General features: G+C 67.6%; 14 protein-coding genes, 1 tRNA gene and 1 riboswitch. Of the genes, 9 read left to right on the top strand and 6 right to left on the bottom strand.

Annotated features, from left to right (window positions below):
• Positions 1-10: 10 nt before the first annotated feature.
• Positions 11-610 carry a CGNR zinc finger domain-containing protein gene (locus RIL96_RS12110; RefSeq protein WP_310549281.1) on the top strand — a complete coding sequence of 200 codons (600 nt, stop codon included), beginning with the start codon at positions 11-13 and terminating at the stop codon, positions 608-610.
• Positions 611-651: 41 nt separating this feature from the next.
• On the opposite strand, the gene RIL96_RS12105 is transcribed toward RIL96_RS12110, so the two are convergent.
• On the bottom strand, positions 652-2,022 hold the full coding sequence (locus RIL96_RS12105; protein ID WP_310549280.1) for an isochorismate synthase: 1,371 nt from the start codon (positions 2,020-2,022) through the stop codon (positions 652-654).
• Between the two features lie 196 nt (positions 2,023-2,218).
• On the opposite strand from RIL96_RS12105, the gene RIL96_RS12100 reads away from it, so the two are divergent.
• Together RIL96_RS12100 and RIL96_RS12095 are read left to right on the top strand one after the other, a co-directional pair.
• Positions 2,219-2,890, top strand: a complete 672-nt coding sequence (locus RIL96_RS12100; protein WP_445482787.1) for a demethylmenaquinone methyltransferase — start codon at positions 2,219-2,221, stop codon at positions 2,888-2,890.
• A 10-nt stretch (positions 2,891-2,900) separates the two neighbouring features.
• The gene (locus RIL96_RS12095) at positions 2,901-3,938 is read left to right on the top strand and encodes a polyprenyl synthetase family protein (RefSeq protein ID WP_310549278.1); all 1,038 of its coding nucleotides are present in this window, start codon (positions 2,901-2,903) and stop codon (positions 3,936-3,938) included.
• A gap of 62 nt (positions 3,939-4,000) precedes the next feature.
• On the opposite strand, the gene RIL96_RS12090 is transcribed toward RIL96_RS12095, so the two are convergent.
• Positions 4,001-4,522, bottom strand: coding sequence for an HIT family protein (locus tag RIL96_RS12090; RefSeq protein ID WP_310549293.1), 522 nt, complete (start codon positions 4,520-4,522; stop codon positions 4,001-4,003).
• Between the two features lie 74 nt (positions 4,523-4,596).
• Positions 4,597-5,025, bottom strand: coding sequence for a hypothetical protein (locus RIL96_RS12085; protein WP_310549277.1), 429 nt, complete (start codon positions 5,023-5,025; stop codon positions 4,597-4,599).
• A gap of 172 nt (positions 5,026-5,197) precedes the next feature.
• Between RIL96_RS12085 and RIL96_RS12080 the strand changes: the two genes are divergently transcribed.
• Entirely contained in the window at positions 5,198-6,628 is a 1,431-nt protein-coding gene (locus RIL96_RS12080) for an FAD-dependent oxidoreductase (RefSeq protein ID WP_374761889.1), read from the top strand.
• A gap of 108 nt (positions 6,629-6,736) precedes the next feature.
• Here RIL96_RS12080 and RIL96_RS12075 read toward each other — a convergent pair whose 3' ends face one another.
• Both RIL96_RS12075 and RIL96_RS12070 read right to left on the bottom strand, forming a co-directional pair.
• Positions 6,737-7,636 (bottom strand): M48 family metalloprotease, encoded by a 900-nt coding sequence (locus RIL96_RS12075; RefSeq protein ID WP_310549276.1) that lies wholly within the window; start codon positions 7,634-7,636, stop codon positions 6,737-6,739.
• 10 nt (positions 7,637-7,646) lie between these two features.
• Positions 7,647-8,135: a YajQ family cyclic di-GMP-binding protein gene (locus RIL96_RS12070; protein WP_310549275.1), complete on the bottom strand. Its 489-nt coding sequence runs from the start codon at positions 8,133-8,135 to the stop codon at positions 7,647-7,649.
• Between the two features lie 253 nt (positions 8,136-8,388).
• Between RIL96_RS12070 and RIL96_RS12065 the strand changes: the two genes are divergently transcribed.
• The 3 genes from RIL96_RS12065 to RIL96_RS12055 all read left to right on the top strand — a co-directional run bounded on the left by RIL96_RS12065 (position 8,389) and on the right by RIL96_RS12055 (position 12,611).
• Entirely contained in the window at positions 8,389-9,624 is a 1,236-nt protein-coding gene (locus tag RIL96_RS12065; protein WP_310549274.1) for a cobalamin-independent methionine synthase II family protein, read from the top strand.
• Positions 9,625-9,709: 85 nt separating this feature from the next.
• Positions 9,710-9,826, top strand: a riboswitch (SAM riboswitch).
• A 65-nt stretch (positions 9,827-9,891) separates the two neighbouring features.
• Entirely contained in the window at positions 9,892-11,418 is a 1,527-nt protein-coding gene (locus tag RIL96_RS12060; protein ID WP_310549273.1) for an O-acetylhomoserine aminocarboxypropyltransferase/cysteine synthase family protein, read from the top strand.
• Entirely contained in the window at positions 11,415-12,611 is a 1,197-nt protein-coding gene (locus RIL96_RS12055; RefSeq protein WP_310549272.1) for a cystathionine gamma-synthase, read from the top strand. The genes RIL96_RS12060 and RIL96_RS12055 overlap by 4 nt, the downstream gene beginning before the upstream one ends.
• A 79-nt stretch (positions 12,612-12,690) precedes the next feature.
• On the opposite strand, the gene RIL96_RS12050 is transcribed toward RIL96_RS12055, so the two are convergent.
• Entirely contained in the window at positions 12,691-14,040 is a 1,350-nt protein-coding gene (locus RIL96_RS12050) for an aminotransferase class I/II-fold pyridoxal phosphate-dependent enzyme (protein WP_310549271.1), read from the bottom strand.
• Positions 14,041-14,245: 205 nt separating this feature from the next.
• Here RIL96_RS12050 and RIL96_RS12045 point away from each other — a divergent pair.
• Positions 14,246-14,327 (top strand) — tRNA-Tyr (locus RIL96_RS12045).
• Positions 14,328-14,634: 307 nt separating this feature from the next.
• Positions 14,635-15,015 (top strand): thioredoxin, encoded by a 381-nt coding sequence (trxA, locus tag RIL96_RS12040; RefSeq protein WP_310549270.1) that lies wholly within the window; start codon positions 14,635-14,637, stop codon positions 15,013-15,015.
• The last annotated feature ends 126 nt before the right edge of the window (positions 15,016-15,141 follow it).

Here is a 15,141-nt window from a genome sequence, read left to right as displayed (position 1 = left end):
ATGGGTTCTGATGGTGACTGAGTATGAGTGGATCTTCGACGGCGGAGCCCCGTCGGTGGACTTCCTGAACACGCTTCGTGACCGCACGCGCACACCGACAGAGACGCTGCATACCCCGCAGGACCTCCAGCGCTGGCTGGGCCGTGCGGGCCTGCTGGATGTCACACCGCAGTCGAGGGCTGACCAGTCCGAGGCTTCGCCGCTGGAGGCTGCCCGAGCACTGCGGGACGCAGTAGATGCCGTCCTCGTGCCGGGGCGTGACGCTGACTCCGGCCAGATTCGCCTGATCAATCAGTGGGCGCGGCGTGCCCCGGTTCCGCAGCTCAGTACCCCCGAGCCGGCATCGGTCGAACAGAGGGCTGAGGAGGTCGAGGCGGCTCTGGGAATCCTCGCCTCAGATGCGATCGCCCTGGTTGCGGAACAGGCCTCGGCATCCGGGCTGCTGCAGATCAAGGTCTGTGCCCACACGCGCTGCGGACTGCGCTACGTGGACCGCTCGCGGGGACTGCGGCGGCAGTGGTGCTCTATGCGCCGATGCGGTAACCGCGCCAAAGCAGCTCGCCATGCGGCGTCCCGACGGCGGCCGCGCCGGGAGGAGGGTTCGGGGTGAGCGTCCGGCCGGGCCGTCGCCCTGTGCTCACTGCCCGGTGCTCACCGTTCGACGTCGAGCACCGAGAGCATCGGTCGCAGCTTCGCCCAGGTCTCCTCGAGTTCCTCGTGGGGACGTGATCCCTCGACGATCCCGCATCCGGCATAGAGCCGGATGCTGCGGCCCTCGTCTTCGAGGACTCCGCCGCGCAGGGCAATGCCGAAGTCCGCATTGCCGGCGGCGTCGATCCACCCCACCGGGCCGGTGAACGGGCCCCGGTCGAGCTCTTCGAGCGTAGGAATCAGGTCGGCCGCCGTCGCTGTGGGGGTGCCGCATACTGCCGCTGTCGGGTGGGCGCGTTCGGCGACGAGCAGCGCCGGAGGCAGTGTTGAGCGGCCGTCGCCGTCGGCGGTGCGGGCCAGCCGGCCGGTGACATCAGTGGAGAGATGGTAGACGTTGGGCAGTTCCAGCACTCGGGGCGGATTCTGTGCGCTGATGACCTCCACCACTGGAGCCAACTGGCTCAGCAGGGATTGGACCGCGATCTCATGCTCAGTGCGCTGCTTCGGGTCTTCGAGCAGCAGGCCCCGGGCTTCCTCGGTGCCTACACGGCGGTCCACTGTCCCGGCCAGCACCCGGGAGGCCAGCTTCTCCTGCCGGATGGTGACCAGCATCTCCGGTGTGGCGCCGAGGACGTCGCCGGCCAAGTACGTCCAACATCCGGCATAGGTGCGGGCCAGGCGTGACAGTACCGTCCCTGTACTGAGGGGCTGATCTGCCGTGACGAGGGCATCGCGGGCCAAGACCAGCTTCTCCAGCCGTCGCTCAGCGATGGAGTCCACCCCAGCGGCCACCGCTGCCAAGTAGTGCTCGGGGGAGTGGGTGCCCTCGGTCAGGGTGGTTGCCGGCAGACTGGCTGCTGCGGGGCGGTAGGTGGCCGGCTCCGACGGACGGTCGATCAGCGTCAGGGTGCCGGAAGTCAGCTCGAGGCCGTATCGCGTCAGGGTGGCCTCGACGTCGAGCGGCTGGTCAGGATCAGCAGCCGCATCGGTGCTGATGACCGTGACCCAGCGGTGTCCGGCGACCTCACCGATCATCACCTCCGGCAGGGTGAGCAGGGAGGCCGCAGTGGAGCGGGAAGAGAACGTCACCGAGGCGAACACCGTCGGGCCGCAGCCGGGCACATCGTCCAGTGCGGGGGAGTCGCGCACCTGATGGATCTGTGCGCGGCGGCGCTCCCACCAATGCGCCAGATCTCCGAATCGCTGCGACCCTGAGGCCATCGTCGAATCGGCCACACCCAGACCGACGATGCCCTCGCCCTCGCGCAGCCACGCCCCGGTGGGCTGCAGCTGCGGCAGCAGATCGGGCAGCCCGACGCCGGCATCACAGGTGATCTCTCGGGTCTCGGCGCGCAGCGGTGGGGTGTCCATGGCGCAGGTCAGTCTATCCGCCCACGCCGGGAGCCCACGCCGGGGGCCCAGGCCAGGCCGAGGTCTTTGAGGCGCAGGTCCGGTCAGCACGGACGATGTCACCCTGTGGATCTGGGACAATGTTCGGGTGACTCGAGCAGACAGCCGCTCCGGACGGCGCGCCCAGTTGGACAAGGACCCTCAGGAGGTCGCGTCCATGTTCGACGAGGTCGCCGAACGCTACGACCTCTCCAACGACGTCCTCTCCCTCGGGCAGAGCCGCCTGTGGCGCAGACGCCTGATCGAGGCGCTGAACATGGCACCGGGCGAGCGGCTGCTCGATCTCGCCGCCGGCACCGGCACCTCCACCGAACCGTTCCACGACGCCGGGGTCGAGGCTGTGGCCTGCGATTTCTCCACGGGAATGCTTGAGGTCGGCCGTCGCCGTCGCCCGGATATGACCTTCGTCCAGGGTGATGCCATGGAGCTGCCCTTCGAGGACGCCAGCTTCGACGCGGTGACCATCTCCTTCGGCCTGCGCAACATCGTCGACCACCGCCGTGCGCTGGAGGAGATGTTCCGCGTCACCGCCCCGGGCGGACGGCTGGCCGTCATGGAGTTCTCGGACCCCACGTTCCGCCCGTTCAACGTGGTCTACAACGAATACTTGATGCGTGCTCTTCCGGCTGCGGCCCGGGTGGTCTCCTCCAACCCGGAGGCCTATGTCTACCTGGCCGAATCCATCCGGGCCTGGCCGAACCAGGACGAGCTCGCCGCCGATATCGCCCAGGCTGGTTTCGAGCAGATCAGGTACCGGAACCTGACCGGGGGCATCGTCGCCATCCACTATGGGCTCAAGCCCGCCGCATCGGCTGCGGAAGCTCGGTAGGCTGGTGACGATGACTGACGCAGCCGCCCCCACGCCGTCGCTGAGCTTGCCCGCCGGGTTCGACGTCCTCGCTGAGGACGCCGAGATCGCCCCTGCGGTGGTGCACGCGCTCGCCGACGTGGAACAGCGCCTGCTCGCCGGGCTCTCCAGTGCTGATGAGCTCACCAACTCCGCTGCCCGGCATCTGGCGGAGGCCGGGGGCAAGCGCGTCCGCCCCCTGCTGACCGTGCTGACCTCACTGCTCGGTGACGGACCGGACGCCAGCGTCCGCCAGGCCGCCGCGGTGATGGAGATGACGCACCTGGCCACGCTCTACCATGACGACGTCATGGACTCCGCGCCGGTGCGCCGCGGGGCGCCTGCCGCGCATGAGATCTGGGGCAACTCGGTGGCGATCCTCACCGGTGACATGATCCTGGCCCGAGCTTCCCAGCAGATGGCGACCCTCGGGCTGGAGGGTACTCGGGTGCAGTCCGAGACTTTTGAACGGCTGGTCCTCGGCCAGCTCCATGAGACCGTCGGCCCGCAGGACGGCGAGGATCCGCACCGGCACTATCTGCAGGTCATCGCCGATAAGACCGGCTCATTGCTGGCGGCGGCGGCCCGGCTCGGTGCCCACTTCGGCGGTTGTGCGGAGCAGACTGTGCAGATGGTCGAGGCCTACGGTGAGGCGGTGGGTGTGGCGTTCCAGCTCGCCGATGACGTCATCGACCTGACCGCCGACGCCGGCACCTCGGGGAAGACCCCGGGCACTGACCTGCGCGAAGGTGTGCCGACGCTGCCGGTGCTGCTGCTGCGCGAGGCGGCGGCCTCCGGTGACGAGCACGCCGTGCAGACCCTTGCCCTGGTCGATGGTGACCTCAGTTCTGACGACGCCCTGGCGGAGGCGGTGGCGGCTCTCGGCGCTCATCCTGCCGCGCAGCGTTCCTGGCAGGTCGCCCGCGACTGGGCGGAGCAGGCCAAGCAGGCTGTCTCAGGGCTGCCGGAGTCGACGGTGAAGTCCGCGCTGATCGCCTTCGCCGACGCCGTCGTCGACCGCGAATCCTGAATGAGCCAGAGTTCTGCGCTGACCAGAATTTTGGGCTGACCAGGCTGTCCGGTGTGTCCGGCTCAGTCCGCGGCCGAATGCCTCCGGCTGAGCACCTGAAGCAGGGCCGCGCGCAGCTGTTGAGCGTAGGCTGCCCGCCGCGCCACCTCCAGCGGTGAGCGCAGCTGCCGGTAGAGCATGTCATCGCTGTATCGCGGGAACACGTGCAGGTGATAGTGCCAGACGTGCTGGTTGCCGGCGGGCTCATTGTGCTGACGGACTGACGTGCCCTCCGGAGACCACGCCAGACGGATCGCCAGGGCGAGGTCACGGGACATCAGGGTGATCTTCGTCAGCAGGTCATCGTCGAGGTCGTAGAGCGCCTCGCGATGCGCCACCGGAGTGATCATCGCGTGTCCGGCATGGGGGCCGAACCCATCGGCGGCGATGAACACCAGCAGGTCCTCATCCTGGTAGACAAGATCGCTGAGCTCGCAGCGGTTCTGCGGATCGGAGACGTCCCCAGCGGCCAGACGGCAGAACGGGCAGACGTAGTCGTCTGGTTCATGGGAGCGCCAGAGCGGCAGCCCGGCGGCGTCGCGCATCGGCTCTCGGTAGCTGGGATTCTGCGGTGGGCGCGGAGTGGCCTCCGCAGAACCGGCGGCGCGGTCTCCGGCCATCATTCCTCCTCGAAGGAGAACTCGAGGAGGTCGAAGATGAACTCGCTGACCGTGGCATCCTCAGGGGTCCAGGTGCCGTCAGTGGTGCTGCGACGGCGGATCAGCGGGTCCGGGACGTCGAGGTCTTCCACCGGCACACCCCATACCCAGGTCTCCTCCTCGTCTTCGAGGAAGATCAGGTGGCCGTCTTCGATCTCGAGCTCATCGGCGTCGAAGAAGAAGTGATGGGCCTCCAGGATCTCTTCGCAGCGGCCCAGCGCCCGGTAGAACTCATCGAGCACCAGCGGCAGCTGCGTCCCCTGCGGCAGGGCGGAAGCGGCGAGCTGCTCGTCGAGCTCCTCCCGGGTGAAGCCCTCCTGGGGTGACCATCGGTCGTCGAGGTGGGTGGATACCAGCTGCTGGAACTTCTCGAGGAACATCTCCGACATAGTGCCCATTCTATGAGCCAGCAGCCGGGGTGGGCCGGTATCGGCTCTGCGCGGGTGTGATGTCGGCAACCTGAGGAACAGGCCTGGTCGGGGCGGCGTTGACCAATACGGCATACTGTTCTGTGGAAATTCGCTCGTATCGCGCTGCCTCAGTGGAAGGACGATCCTCACCGTGTCTGACAATGCTCCTGCCCGGCCCCTCCGTGTCGCGATCATCGGCGCCGGGCCGGCCGGTGTCTATGCGGCGGACATCCTGGCCAAATCCCAGGACAAGAGTGAGCACACGTTCAGCATCGACCTCTTCGACCGCTATCCGGCGCCCTTCGGCCTGATCCGGTACGGCGTGGCACCGGACCACCCGCGTATCAAGGGCATCGTCAAGGCGCTGCATAAGGTGATGGACCGCGGAGACATCCGTCTGCTCGGCAACGTCGACGTCGGCTCGGATCTGACCTTGGAGGACCTGCGGCACCACTACGACGCCGTCATCTATGCCACCGGCGCGATCCGCGACGCCGAGCTGGACATCCCGGGTATCGAGCTCGAGGGCTCCTTCGGCGCGGCCGATTTCGTCTCCTGGTATGACGGCCACCCCGATTACCCGCGCGACTGGCCGCTGGAGGCCGAGAAGGTCGCTGTCATCGGCAACGGAAATGTGGCCCTGGATGTGGCCCGGGTGCTGGCCAAGCACGCCGAGTCCATGCTGACCACGGAGATCCCGGACAACGTGTACGAGGGGCTGGCGGCTTCGCCGGTCAATGATGTGCACGTCTTCGGCCGGCGCGGTCCCGCGCAGGTGAAGTTCACGCCGTTGGAGCTGCGCGAGCTGGCGCACTCCCAGGACGTCGACATCGTCCTCTACGAGGAGGATTTCGAGTTCGACGAGGCCTCAGACGAGTCCATCCGCACCAATAACCAGGTCAAGACCATGGTCAACACGTTGACCAACTGGCTGGTGGAGCAGGAGGAGCGCACTGAGGAGGCCTCCCGGAGGCTGCACATGCACTTCCTGCACCAGCCGGTGGAGATCCTGGAGGGCAGCGGTGAGCAGGCCGGAAAGGTCGCCGGGGTGCGTTTCGAGCGGATGGAGCTCGACGGCTCCGGCGGGGTCTCCGGCACCGGTGAGTACATCGACTATGAGTGCCAGGCGGTCTACCGGGCGATCGGGTACTTCGGCTCTGAGGTCTCCGGCGTGCCCTTCGATTCCCGCCGAGGAGTGATCGTCAACGAGGCCGGTCGCGTCATCGGCGACGACGGCGCCCATATGCCCGGCACCTACGCCACCGGGTGGATCAAGCGCGGCCCGGTGGGGCTGATCGGCCACACCAAGGGTGATGCGCTGGAGACGGTGGGCTGCCTGCTGGAGGACATCCATCAGCTGCCGCCGGCGGCATCGCCGGAGGAGCAGTCGATCATCGAGCTGTTGGAGTCCCGCGGAGTGGAGTACACCACCTGGGAGGGCTGGCTGCAGCTGGACCAGCACGAGGTCGGCCTCGGTTCCGAGGCGACCTCGAAGGGCCCGGTGGAGCGTGAGCGGGTGAAGGTCGTGCCGCGTGACGAGATGGTCCGCATCTCCCGCCAGCTCGACCGCGATCTCGGCTGAACGCCGCCCCGAACTGCATCGAGTCCCCGATTCCCGCAGCAGTTCAGGCCGTTTTTGGCCCGACACGCTGCAGGAATCGGGGACTCGATGTGTGTGGGCGGGACTCTTTCAGCCCTGCGCCCCGGGGTCGCGGTAGCCGGCCATGTCCTCGAGCCGCCGGATGCGCTCGGGCATCGGGGGATGGGTTGAGAACAGCTGCTTCGCGCGGGCGCCGAAGGGGTTGGCGATCATCATGTGCGCGTGCGCGTCATGCTTCGGGTCCTCCGCCATCGGCTGCCGCTCGATGCCGCCGGCGAGCTTGTGCAGCGCCGAGGCCAGCGCCAGCGGATCACCGGTGAGCTGAGCACCGTCGGAGTCGGCGTCGTACTCCCGGGTGCGGCTGATTGCCATCTGGATCAGACCGGCGGCCAGCGGCATCAGCAGCACCGCCACCAGTGAGCCGATGAGCGCCAGCGGGTTCCCGCCGCCGTTGTTGTTGCCACCGCGGCCCATGCCGAAGAGCAGGAAGAACTGGCTGACCGTGGTCAGGATCCCCGCGACGGCGGCGGCCACGGAGGAGATCAGGATGTCCCGGTTGTAGACGTGCATCAGCTCGTGACCGGTCACCCCGCGCAGCTCCCGCTCATTGAGCAGATTCAGGATCCCCTCGGTGAAGCACACCACCCCGTTCTCCGGGTTGCGGCCGGTGGCGAAGGCGTTGGGCGTCGGGGAAGGGGCGATGTAGATGCGCGGCACCGGCTGCTGGGCCCGCTGCGCGAGTTCCTCGACCATCGTGTAGAGCGCCGGGGCCTGTTCCCGGGAGACCGGGTAGGCCTTCATCGCACGCAGGGCGATCTTGTCCGAGTTCCAGTAGCTGTAGGCCACTGAGACCAGGCCGATGCCGGCGAAGAGGACCAGGAAGAAGGAGTTTCCGGAGGAGTAGGCCAGGATCGCGCCGATGGCCAGCAGCAGCCCGAAGAGCAGCGAGAGCAGCCCGATGGTCCGTAGTCGTCCGTTGTGATGGCTCACTGGGGCCTCCTCATCGCATGTTCACGAACTGCAGGGCGGCGTCGTCGAAGTCCTTGAGCAGGGCGATCACCGACTGCAGATTATCCCGGGACTTCGAGGTCACGCGCAGCTCATCACCCTGGATGGTGGCCTTGACCGACTTGGGCCCCTCGTCACGGATGATCTTGGAGATCTTCTTCGCCGTCGGCTGATCGATCCCCTCCTTGATCAGGCCCTCGATGCGGTATTCCTTGCCGGAGGCGTAGGGTTCGCCGGAATCGAACGCCTTCAGGGAAATCCCGCGTTTGATCAGCTTCGAACCGAAGACGTCCGCCACCGCTTTGACCCGCTCCTCAGAGTTGGCGCGCATCAGGATCTTCTCTCCGGAGAAGTCGATCTCCGCCCCGACCCCTTTGAAGTCGTAGCGCTGGGCGATCTCCTTCTGCGCCTGGTTCAGCGCATTGGCGACCTCCTGCTTATCCACAGTGGAGACGATGTCGAAGCTTGAGTCCTTGGCCATAGGGATCCTCCTCGTGAAGTCAGGGAGACGGCGAGGCGGACGGCGGATTTCGCCGCCGAGGTGCCGTCGTCGGTGTGGTCAGCTCCTGCGCCCCAGTCTATGGCGCGAGCCTCGACGGCTCCTGGGTTCTTCGCGGAAGGCGGACTGGCGGGTGCCTTGCGGTGCACCGGCGTGATACAACTGACAAACAGTTGAACATAAATTTCAACGCCGATCACATAGACCGAACATGTGCCACGAAGGAGGCTCCACTATGCCGCAGACCCCCGACCCCACTGAGCAGATCCTGGTCACCCATGCCGGTTCGCTGCCCCGCACCGAGGAGCTGATCGCCGCCAATGCTGCCCGGGAGTTCGCCGACGACGGCCTCACCCTGATCCGTACCGAGGAGTTCGAGCAGCGCCTCTCCGCCGCCGTCGCCGACATCGTCGCCCGGCAGCAGGCGGCAGGCATCACGGTTCCCGGCGACGGCGAGTACGGCAAAGCGATGAGCCAAGCCACCGACTACGGCGCCTGGTGGTCCTATATCTTCCAGCGCGTGGAAGGTCTGGAGGTCACCGGAGAGGACATCTTCAGCCAGCCGAACGTCGAATCGTCCCCCGGTGAGATCCAGCTGACCAGCTTCCCGAACCGCCGGGACTGGGTGCGGTTCCAGCAGGCCTATCAGGACCCGGAATCCGGCATCGGCACCGGCAACACCGCCACCCCGTTCCCCGCCACTGTGGGCGAATTGGCCTATACGGGGCAGGAGCAGATCGCCTCAGACATCGCGAACTTCCGGGCCGGTCTCGACGCCGCCGGACTGGAGACCGGATTCATGACCTCGATCGCGCCAGGCTCTGGTGCGCGCATCGCCGACCGGCACTACCGGGACGAGGAGGCACACCTCTACGCTTGGGCCGAGGTGCTGCGGGAAGAGTATCGGGCCATCATCGACGCCGGGCTGATCCTGCAGATCGACGATCCCTCGATCGCCGAGAACTGGGACCAGATCACCCCGGAGCCCAGCATCGAGGACTATCGGCGCTTCACCCAGCTGCGCGTCGAGGCCATCAACTACGCTCTGCGCGGCCTCCCGCAGGAACAGGTCCGCTTCCACCTGTGCTGGGGCTCCTGGCACGGCCCCCACACCACGGATATCGAGTTCCGGCACATCGTGGATCTCATGCTGCAGATCGACGCGAAGTACTACTCCTTCGAGGCCGCCAACGTCCGGCACGAGCATGAGTTCACCGTCTTCGACGACGTCGAGCTGCCCGAGGGGAAGGTCATTCTGCCGGGCATCGTCTCCCATGCGACGAACGTCGTCGAGCATCCGGAGCTGGTGGCCCAGCGGATCATCCGTTTCGCCGAGCGGGTGGGGCGGGAGAACGTCATCGCCTCCACCGACTGTGGCCTCGGCGGGCGCATCCATCCGCAGATCGCCCAGGCGAAGCTGGAAAGCCTGGCCGAGGGCGCGCAGCTGGCCACCGCGCAGCTCTTCCGCTGACCTCCATCGCGCTCCCAAGAGATGAACACTCTGCCCCTCATGTGCTGTCAATGTTCATGATTCGGTGGTAGTGTGACGGTCTAAGGATCACGAGCACCGGTCTCCAAGGCTCTGGCCGACCGGTCGGCAACCCTCTCGCTGTGGCGGGGTGCCCCAGATGACGATCCGGCTGCGTGCACACCGCACGTGGTAAGCATGGCGCTCTCGGCGGGCCCGGAACACTGGTGACGGGCCCCTGCGCCCCCACTCGAAGGAGGGGGTCCAGTGATGGCTGACCCGCATTCCACATCCCATTCATCACCGAGGTCTTCAGCGGGGCCTGCCTCCCCGAACACGCCGGGGCAGCACACGCTCCACCGTGATTCCGGGGCCACGGCGAAGATCCATGCGGGCACCGGCGCTGAGCCGGCCGGAACCCCCGTGGTGGCCCCGGTGCACCTGAGCGCGGCCTATGAGTTCGCCACTCTGGCCGAGGCCCGGGAGCGCTTCGCCCAGCGCAGTCCGGGGCTGACCTACTCGCGGACGGGCAATCCCACAGTGGCCCTGTTCGAACGGCGCATCGCTGCGTTGGAAGGCGGCGTCGGCGCGGTAGCCACAGCCTCTGGGCAGGCCGCGCTGAGCCTCACGCTGCTGGCCCTGGCGGGCCGGTCCGGGCAATCTCCCGACGGCGAACCCGACCCGGGGGTCTCCGCCGGTCATATCGTCGCCTCTGAGCGCATCTACGGGGGTACCGCAGACCTGCTCAACGACACTCTGGCCGAAGCCGGCATCGAGGTCACCTGGGTGGACCCGCATCATCCGCAGAGCTGGCGGCAGGCGATCACCTTCCGCACCCGGGCGCTGCTGGTGGAGTCCATCGGCAACCCACACGCCGACCTCCCGGACATCCCGGCGCTGGCAGAGATCGCCCACAGTGCCCAGCTGCCGCTGGTCGTGGACAACACGCTGGCCAGCCCGCACCTGCTGCGTCCGGGTCAGCTCGGTGCCGACCTGGTGGTGCATTCCGCCACCAAGTACCTCTCCGGCGGCGGTACCGTCCTGGGAGGAGCTATCGTCGACACCGGCCGGTTTACGCCCTCGGCCGACCCGCAGCGCTGGCTCCAGCTCACTACGGCCCGCCGCCGCTTCGGAGGCCGGTCACTGGTGGCGGCCCACGGGGACCACGGTGCGCTGCTGCACCTGATCCGCGCCCAGCTGCTCAACGATCTCGGCCCCACGCTGGCGCCCTGGAATGCCCAGCAGCTGCTGGAGGGCATCGAGACCCTCGACGTCCGGATGGAGCGCCACTGCCGTTCCACCGAGGAGCTGGCCCGGCGGCTCGAGCGGCACCTCGCGGTGGAGACGGTCCGGCATCCCAGCCTGCCCGCGTCTCAGGATGCGGCCATCGCCCAGCGAGACTTTCCCCGCGGTGCCGGTGCCGTGCTGTCCTTCGAGCTGCCGGAGCGCGCCGACGTCGAGCGGTTCTTCGACTCCCTGACCCTGGTCAAGCTCGCCGCGAACCTCGGTGATGCGCGGACCCTGGCCTGTCATCCGGCGTCGATGACGCATTGCCGGCTCAGCGAGGAGCTGCGCGCCGCCGGTGCGATCACCGAGCAGACGGTGCGGTTGGCGGTCGGACGGGAGGACGTCGAGGACATCTGGGCTGACCTCGCCTCCTCCCTCGAGGCGGCGCTCGGGCACAGACCCCAGGAGGAGCACAGGCCCCAGGAGGGGCCCGGCTGGCAGACCGCGCAGCAGGGCAGCGGATTCGACGTCCGTGACGAACTGCGCATCCTGGAAGGAGTCCGCGCATGACGACGCTCCCTGACCTCGGCCTCGACGTCGTCCGCCCGGGATTCCGCACCTCGGCGGTCCACGCCGGGCAGGAACCCTGCGGCCTGACCGGCGCCGTGGTTCCGCCCATCTACCAGACCTCCACGTTCACGCAGCCCGGAGTGGACACCTTCTACACGGGATATGAGTACTCCCGCGGGGCGAACCCCACCCGCAGTGGTCTCGAGACCCAGCTGGCCGCGCTGGAGGGCGGTGCCCGCGGTTTCGCCTTCGCCTCCGGGATCGCCGCCGAGGACGCGCTGCTGCGGGCGGTGCTGCGCCCGGGCGATACCGTGCTGGCCGCCGCCGAGACCTACGGCGGAACCCACCGGCTGCTCTCGGTGCTGTACTCCCGGTGGGGTGTGGAGACGGTCTTCGTCAATCCGCAGGACGAGACGGCGCTGCGGGCGGCCCTTGAGGATGACGCGGCGAAGCTCGTCTGGTTGGAGACTCCCACGAACCCGCTGCTCAGCGTCGTGGACATCGCACGCTGGGCTGAGGCGGCGCACGCGCACGGAGCCCTGCTGGCGGTGGACAACACCTTCGCCTCCCCGGCACTGCAGACGCCCCTGGCGCTGGGCGCTGACGTGGTGGTGCATTCGACGACCAAGTACATCGGCGGACACTCCGATGTTCTGGGCGGGGCACTGGTCACCGGTGAGGCCGTGTGGGAGGGCGAGCCGCTGGGGGATCTGCTGGGCTACCAGCAGTTCGCCGCCGGTGCGGTGGCCGGGCCGCAGGACGCCTTCCTCACTGCACGCGGGCTGAAGACGCTGGGCGTGCGGATCCGTCAGCACTGCGAGAACGCCAGGGCCGTGGCCGAATGGCTCACCGGGCACCGGCGGATCGCCCGGGTGCTGTATCCCGGCCTGGCCGATCACCCCGGCCATGAGATCGCCGCACGGCAGATGTCCGGATTCGGGGGACTGGTCTCCTTCGCCGTGGTCGGCGGTGAGGCCGCAGCGCGTCGGGTTGCGGAGTCCACCGGCGTCTTCGGCCTCTCGGTGAGCCTCGGGGGAGTGGAGTCGCTCATCAGTCATCCGGCGACGATGACCCACGGCTCGACCCGCGGCACACCCCAGGCACCTCCGGCGGATCTGCTGCGGCTCTCCGTGGGTATCGAGGACGTCGAAGACCTCATCGAGGATCTGGACCGAGCACTGCTGGCCGCCTGAGCAGAGTGGCAGCGTGCCGATCCAGGTGCGGGGATACGTGGCGATCCTCTGCACATCAGCTCATCAGCACCGCGCGACTTCAGAGGAAGGTGACGTCCTCCAGCTGGCCGGAGGCTGCATCGGCGACGAGACGAGCCAGCTCCCGGAGCAGTGACGGGTCTTCCGGCAGCTGCGCGATCGACAGCCGCAGCATCCCGGGCCTCTGTTGGCTGATCATGCTTCCGGCACCCACGTCGACGACGACCCCCCTGCCTGCCAGAGCCAGTGCCGCGGCACGTTCGTCGCTCACCTCCACCCAGAGTGCCCAGCTTGCCGGTCCGCTGCGTACGGTCAGCCCTGCCTCGGCGAAGGTGTCCAGCGCCAGTCGCCGCCGCAGGGCGTAGTGGGTGCGCGCTGACTGCAGCCGGTGGGTGACCTGCGGATCACGCAGCATATGCGCCAGTGCGTGCTGTAGCAGTCGGCTGTTCGAGGCCACGCCCCCGGAGCGGTGCATCAGGCAGCGGTCGATCAGAGCTTTCGGCCCGGCCAGCACCGAGGTGCGGACATCGATTCCCATTGCGCGGTCGAAGCCCAGAACGCGCAGTGTCTGCTCGGGGAACAACACGTCGAGGGAGTGGCCCTGCTGGTACTCCGAGACCGGCCCGAGCGGATCGTCCTCGATGATCAGCGTGTCCGGATGCCGCTCCAGCACCTTCTCCAGCGCCAGCGCACGCTCGGCGCTGAGCGTGCCCCTGTCGCTGAAGGCTCCGCCGGGGCAGTGGACGAAGACGGCGGCGCCGCCGTCCAGGGCTTGCTCCAGATCCTCCGGGCGGGGGCCCTCCTCGTCACAGGTCACTGCCAGAGTATGCAGTCCCAGGGACTCTAAGACGGCGAGGTATCCCGGTGAAGCCGGTTCGGCGACGGCGAGTGTGGCACCCTGTTCGGCGGTCGCTCGTGTGGCCAGCCACAGCCCTTCGGCGCCGGAGGAGACGGCGGCGAAGCTGCGGGGCAGGTCGGTCAGCCGCGCACTGAGCTCACGGGCGAGGTCCGTGATGATGTGCTCGCGGCTCCACGTATTGACGTCGTGCTGCTTCACCGCGCGCAGTAGGGCATCTTCGGCGCTGGGGAGCAGGTGAGGGTCGGGGGCGCAGCGCAGCAGGTCCACCTCGGACCATCCGGAGAAGCGTGGGCCCAGGTGCCCGCCCTCGACGATCCGGGTCCCTCCGCGGCGGCGGGTCTCGACGAGTCCCCCTTCGCGCAGCAGGCCGTAGGCCGATGCTACGCTTCCCACGCTCATGCCCAGCTCGGCGGCGACATCGCGCACGGTGGGAAGCCGCATCCCGGCGGTGAGCGTGCCGGCGACGATGAGCTCGCGCACCTCTTCGGCGATGCCTGCAGGACTTCGTTCGGTCAGCGTCTTGGCTAAGCTCTCGGCGTCGAGATCCTGCACTGGTGCTCCTTCGCGCCTGATGTCCTGCCCCGCCTCATCCCGGCCTGGCGGAGGGAGTACCGGGGGCAGCTGTGGTCTTGGGCATGATATCCCGGCCAGCTGCTCCGCGGATTCGAAAAAGCTCGGGGACTTCGGGTAAAGTTGTCGGGTGCCTGACAGGGCTGGGCGGATTTCTGGTTCGCCGCAGCTCGGTCATGGTTCCTGCGGCAGATTACCCGAGCGGCCAAAGGGGGCTGACTGTAAATCAGCTGGCATTGCCTACGGGGGTTCGAATCCCTCATCTGCCACCGCATCACTTGAGCAGTTCAACCGCTCACTCAGGGCCCGGAACGACAGTTCCGGGCCCTGAGTCGTCTCACGAGGAGTGCTGTCGCGGATCGGAGAAATCCGCGTCCCCTTTTCAGTCACCGTCAGCTCCTCTGAGCCCGGAAATCCCTCGTTCTGTGACTGCAAGTTGTCCCTCGATCCGTCGGGAGCATGACGCCACACCTGGACTGCGGGTGAGGCCGTGATGCGAGCAGCCTCTTAAGCCGAGCGCTGATCAGCACGGTCTGTGATTCAGCGCCGCGGGGCTGCTGGCGTAGTGTTGCCGTCATGGCTACTACTGATCTGACAGCCGAAGGCTTCCAGCAGGCGCTGGAGGACAACGACATCCTCTTTGTGGACTTCTGGGCCGACTGGTGCGGACCCTGCAAGAGCTTCGCTCCGGTCTACGAGGAGGTCTCCGCGCAGCACAGTGACGTCACCTTCGCCAAGGTGGACACTGAGGCCGAACAGGAACTCGCCGCCGCGGCGAACATCACCTCCATCCCCACGCTGATGGCCTTCCGTGAGAAGGTCCTGGTCTTCTCCCAGCCCGGCGCGCTCAACGCGCAGCAGCTGGAGGAGGTCGTCTCAGCGGTCAAGGGGTTGAACATGGACGAGGTCCACGCCGAGGTCGCCAAGCAGCAGGCCGACGGCGGCGAACAGGGCTGATTCCCGGCTCTTTCAGGGCGGTATCCGGGGTGGCATCCTCCGCTGTGCTGAGGTGCCGCTGACCTGCGAGGGGTCCGTCTCAGTTTTGGTTTGCCTGTTCGTTCAGGCTGGCTCGTGCTCGGGTGA

The sequence above is a fragment of the Nesterenkonia aerolata genome (assembly GCF_031470965.1).
Lineage (GTDB): Bacteria > Actinomycetota > Actinomycetes > Actinomycetales > Micrococcaceae > Nesterenkonia > Nesterenkonia aerolata.
This window is presented reverse-complemented; position numbering and strand designations above follow the sequence as displayed.

Bases quoted from the DNA above. Each gene is read 5' to 3' on its own strand.
- trxA (WP_310549270.1), top strand. From the start codon at position 14,635: ATGGCTACTACTGATCTGACAGCCGAAGGCTTCCAGCAGGCGCTGGAG.
- RIL96_RS12095 (WP_310549278.1), top strand. From the start codon at position 2,901: ATGACTGACGCAGCCGCCCCCACGCCGTCGCTGAGCTTGCCCGCCGGG.
- RIL96_RS12060 (WP_310549273.1), top strand. From the start codon at position 9,892: ATGGCTGACCCGCATTCCACATCCCATTCATCACCGAGGTCTTCAGCG.
- RIL96_RS12100 (WP_445482787.1), top strand. From the start codon at position 2,219: ATGTTCGACGAGGTCGCCGAACGCTACGACCTCTCCAACGACGTCCTC.
- RIL96_RS12110 (WP_310549281.1), top strand. From the start codon at position 11: ATGGTGACTGAGTATGAGTGGATCTTCGACGGCGGAGCCCCGTCGGTG.
- RIL96_RS12070 (WP_310549275.1), bottom strand. From the start codon at position 8,135: ATGGCCAAGGACTCAAGCTTCGACATCGTCTCCACTGTGGATAAGCAG.
- RIL96_RS12065 (WP_310549274.1), top strand. From the start codon at position 8,389: ATGCCGCAGACCCCCGACCCCACTGAGCAGATCCTGGTCACCCATGCC.
- RIL96_RS12085 (WP_310549277.1), bottom strand. From the start codon at position 5,025: ATGTCGGAGATGTTCCTCGAGAAGTTCCAGCAGCTGGTATCCACCCAC.
- RIL96_RS12090 (WP_310549293.1), bottom strand. From the start codon at position 4,522: ATGCGCGACGCCGCCGGGCTGCCGCTCTGGCGCTCCCATGAACCAGAC.
- RIL96_RS12105 (WP_310549280.1), bottom strand. From the start codon at position 2,022: ATGGACACCCCACCGCTGCGCGCCGAGACCCGAGAGATCACCTGTGAT.
- RIL96_RS12055 (WP_310549272.1), top strand. From the start codon at position 11,415: ATGACGACGCTCCCTGACCTCGGCCTCGACGTCGTCCGCCCGGGATTC.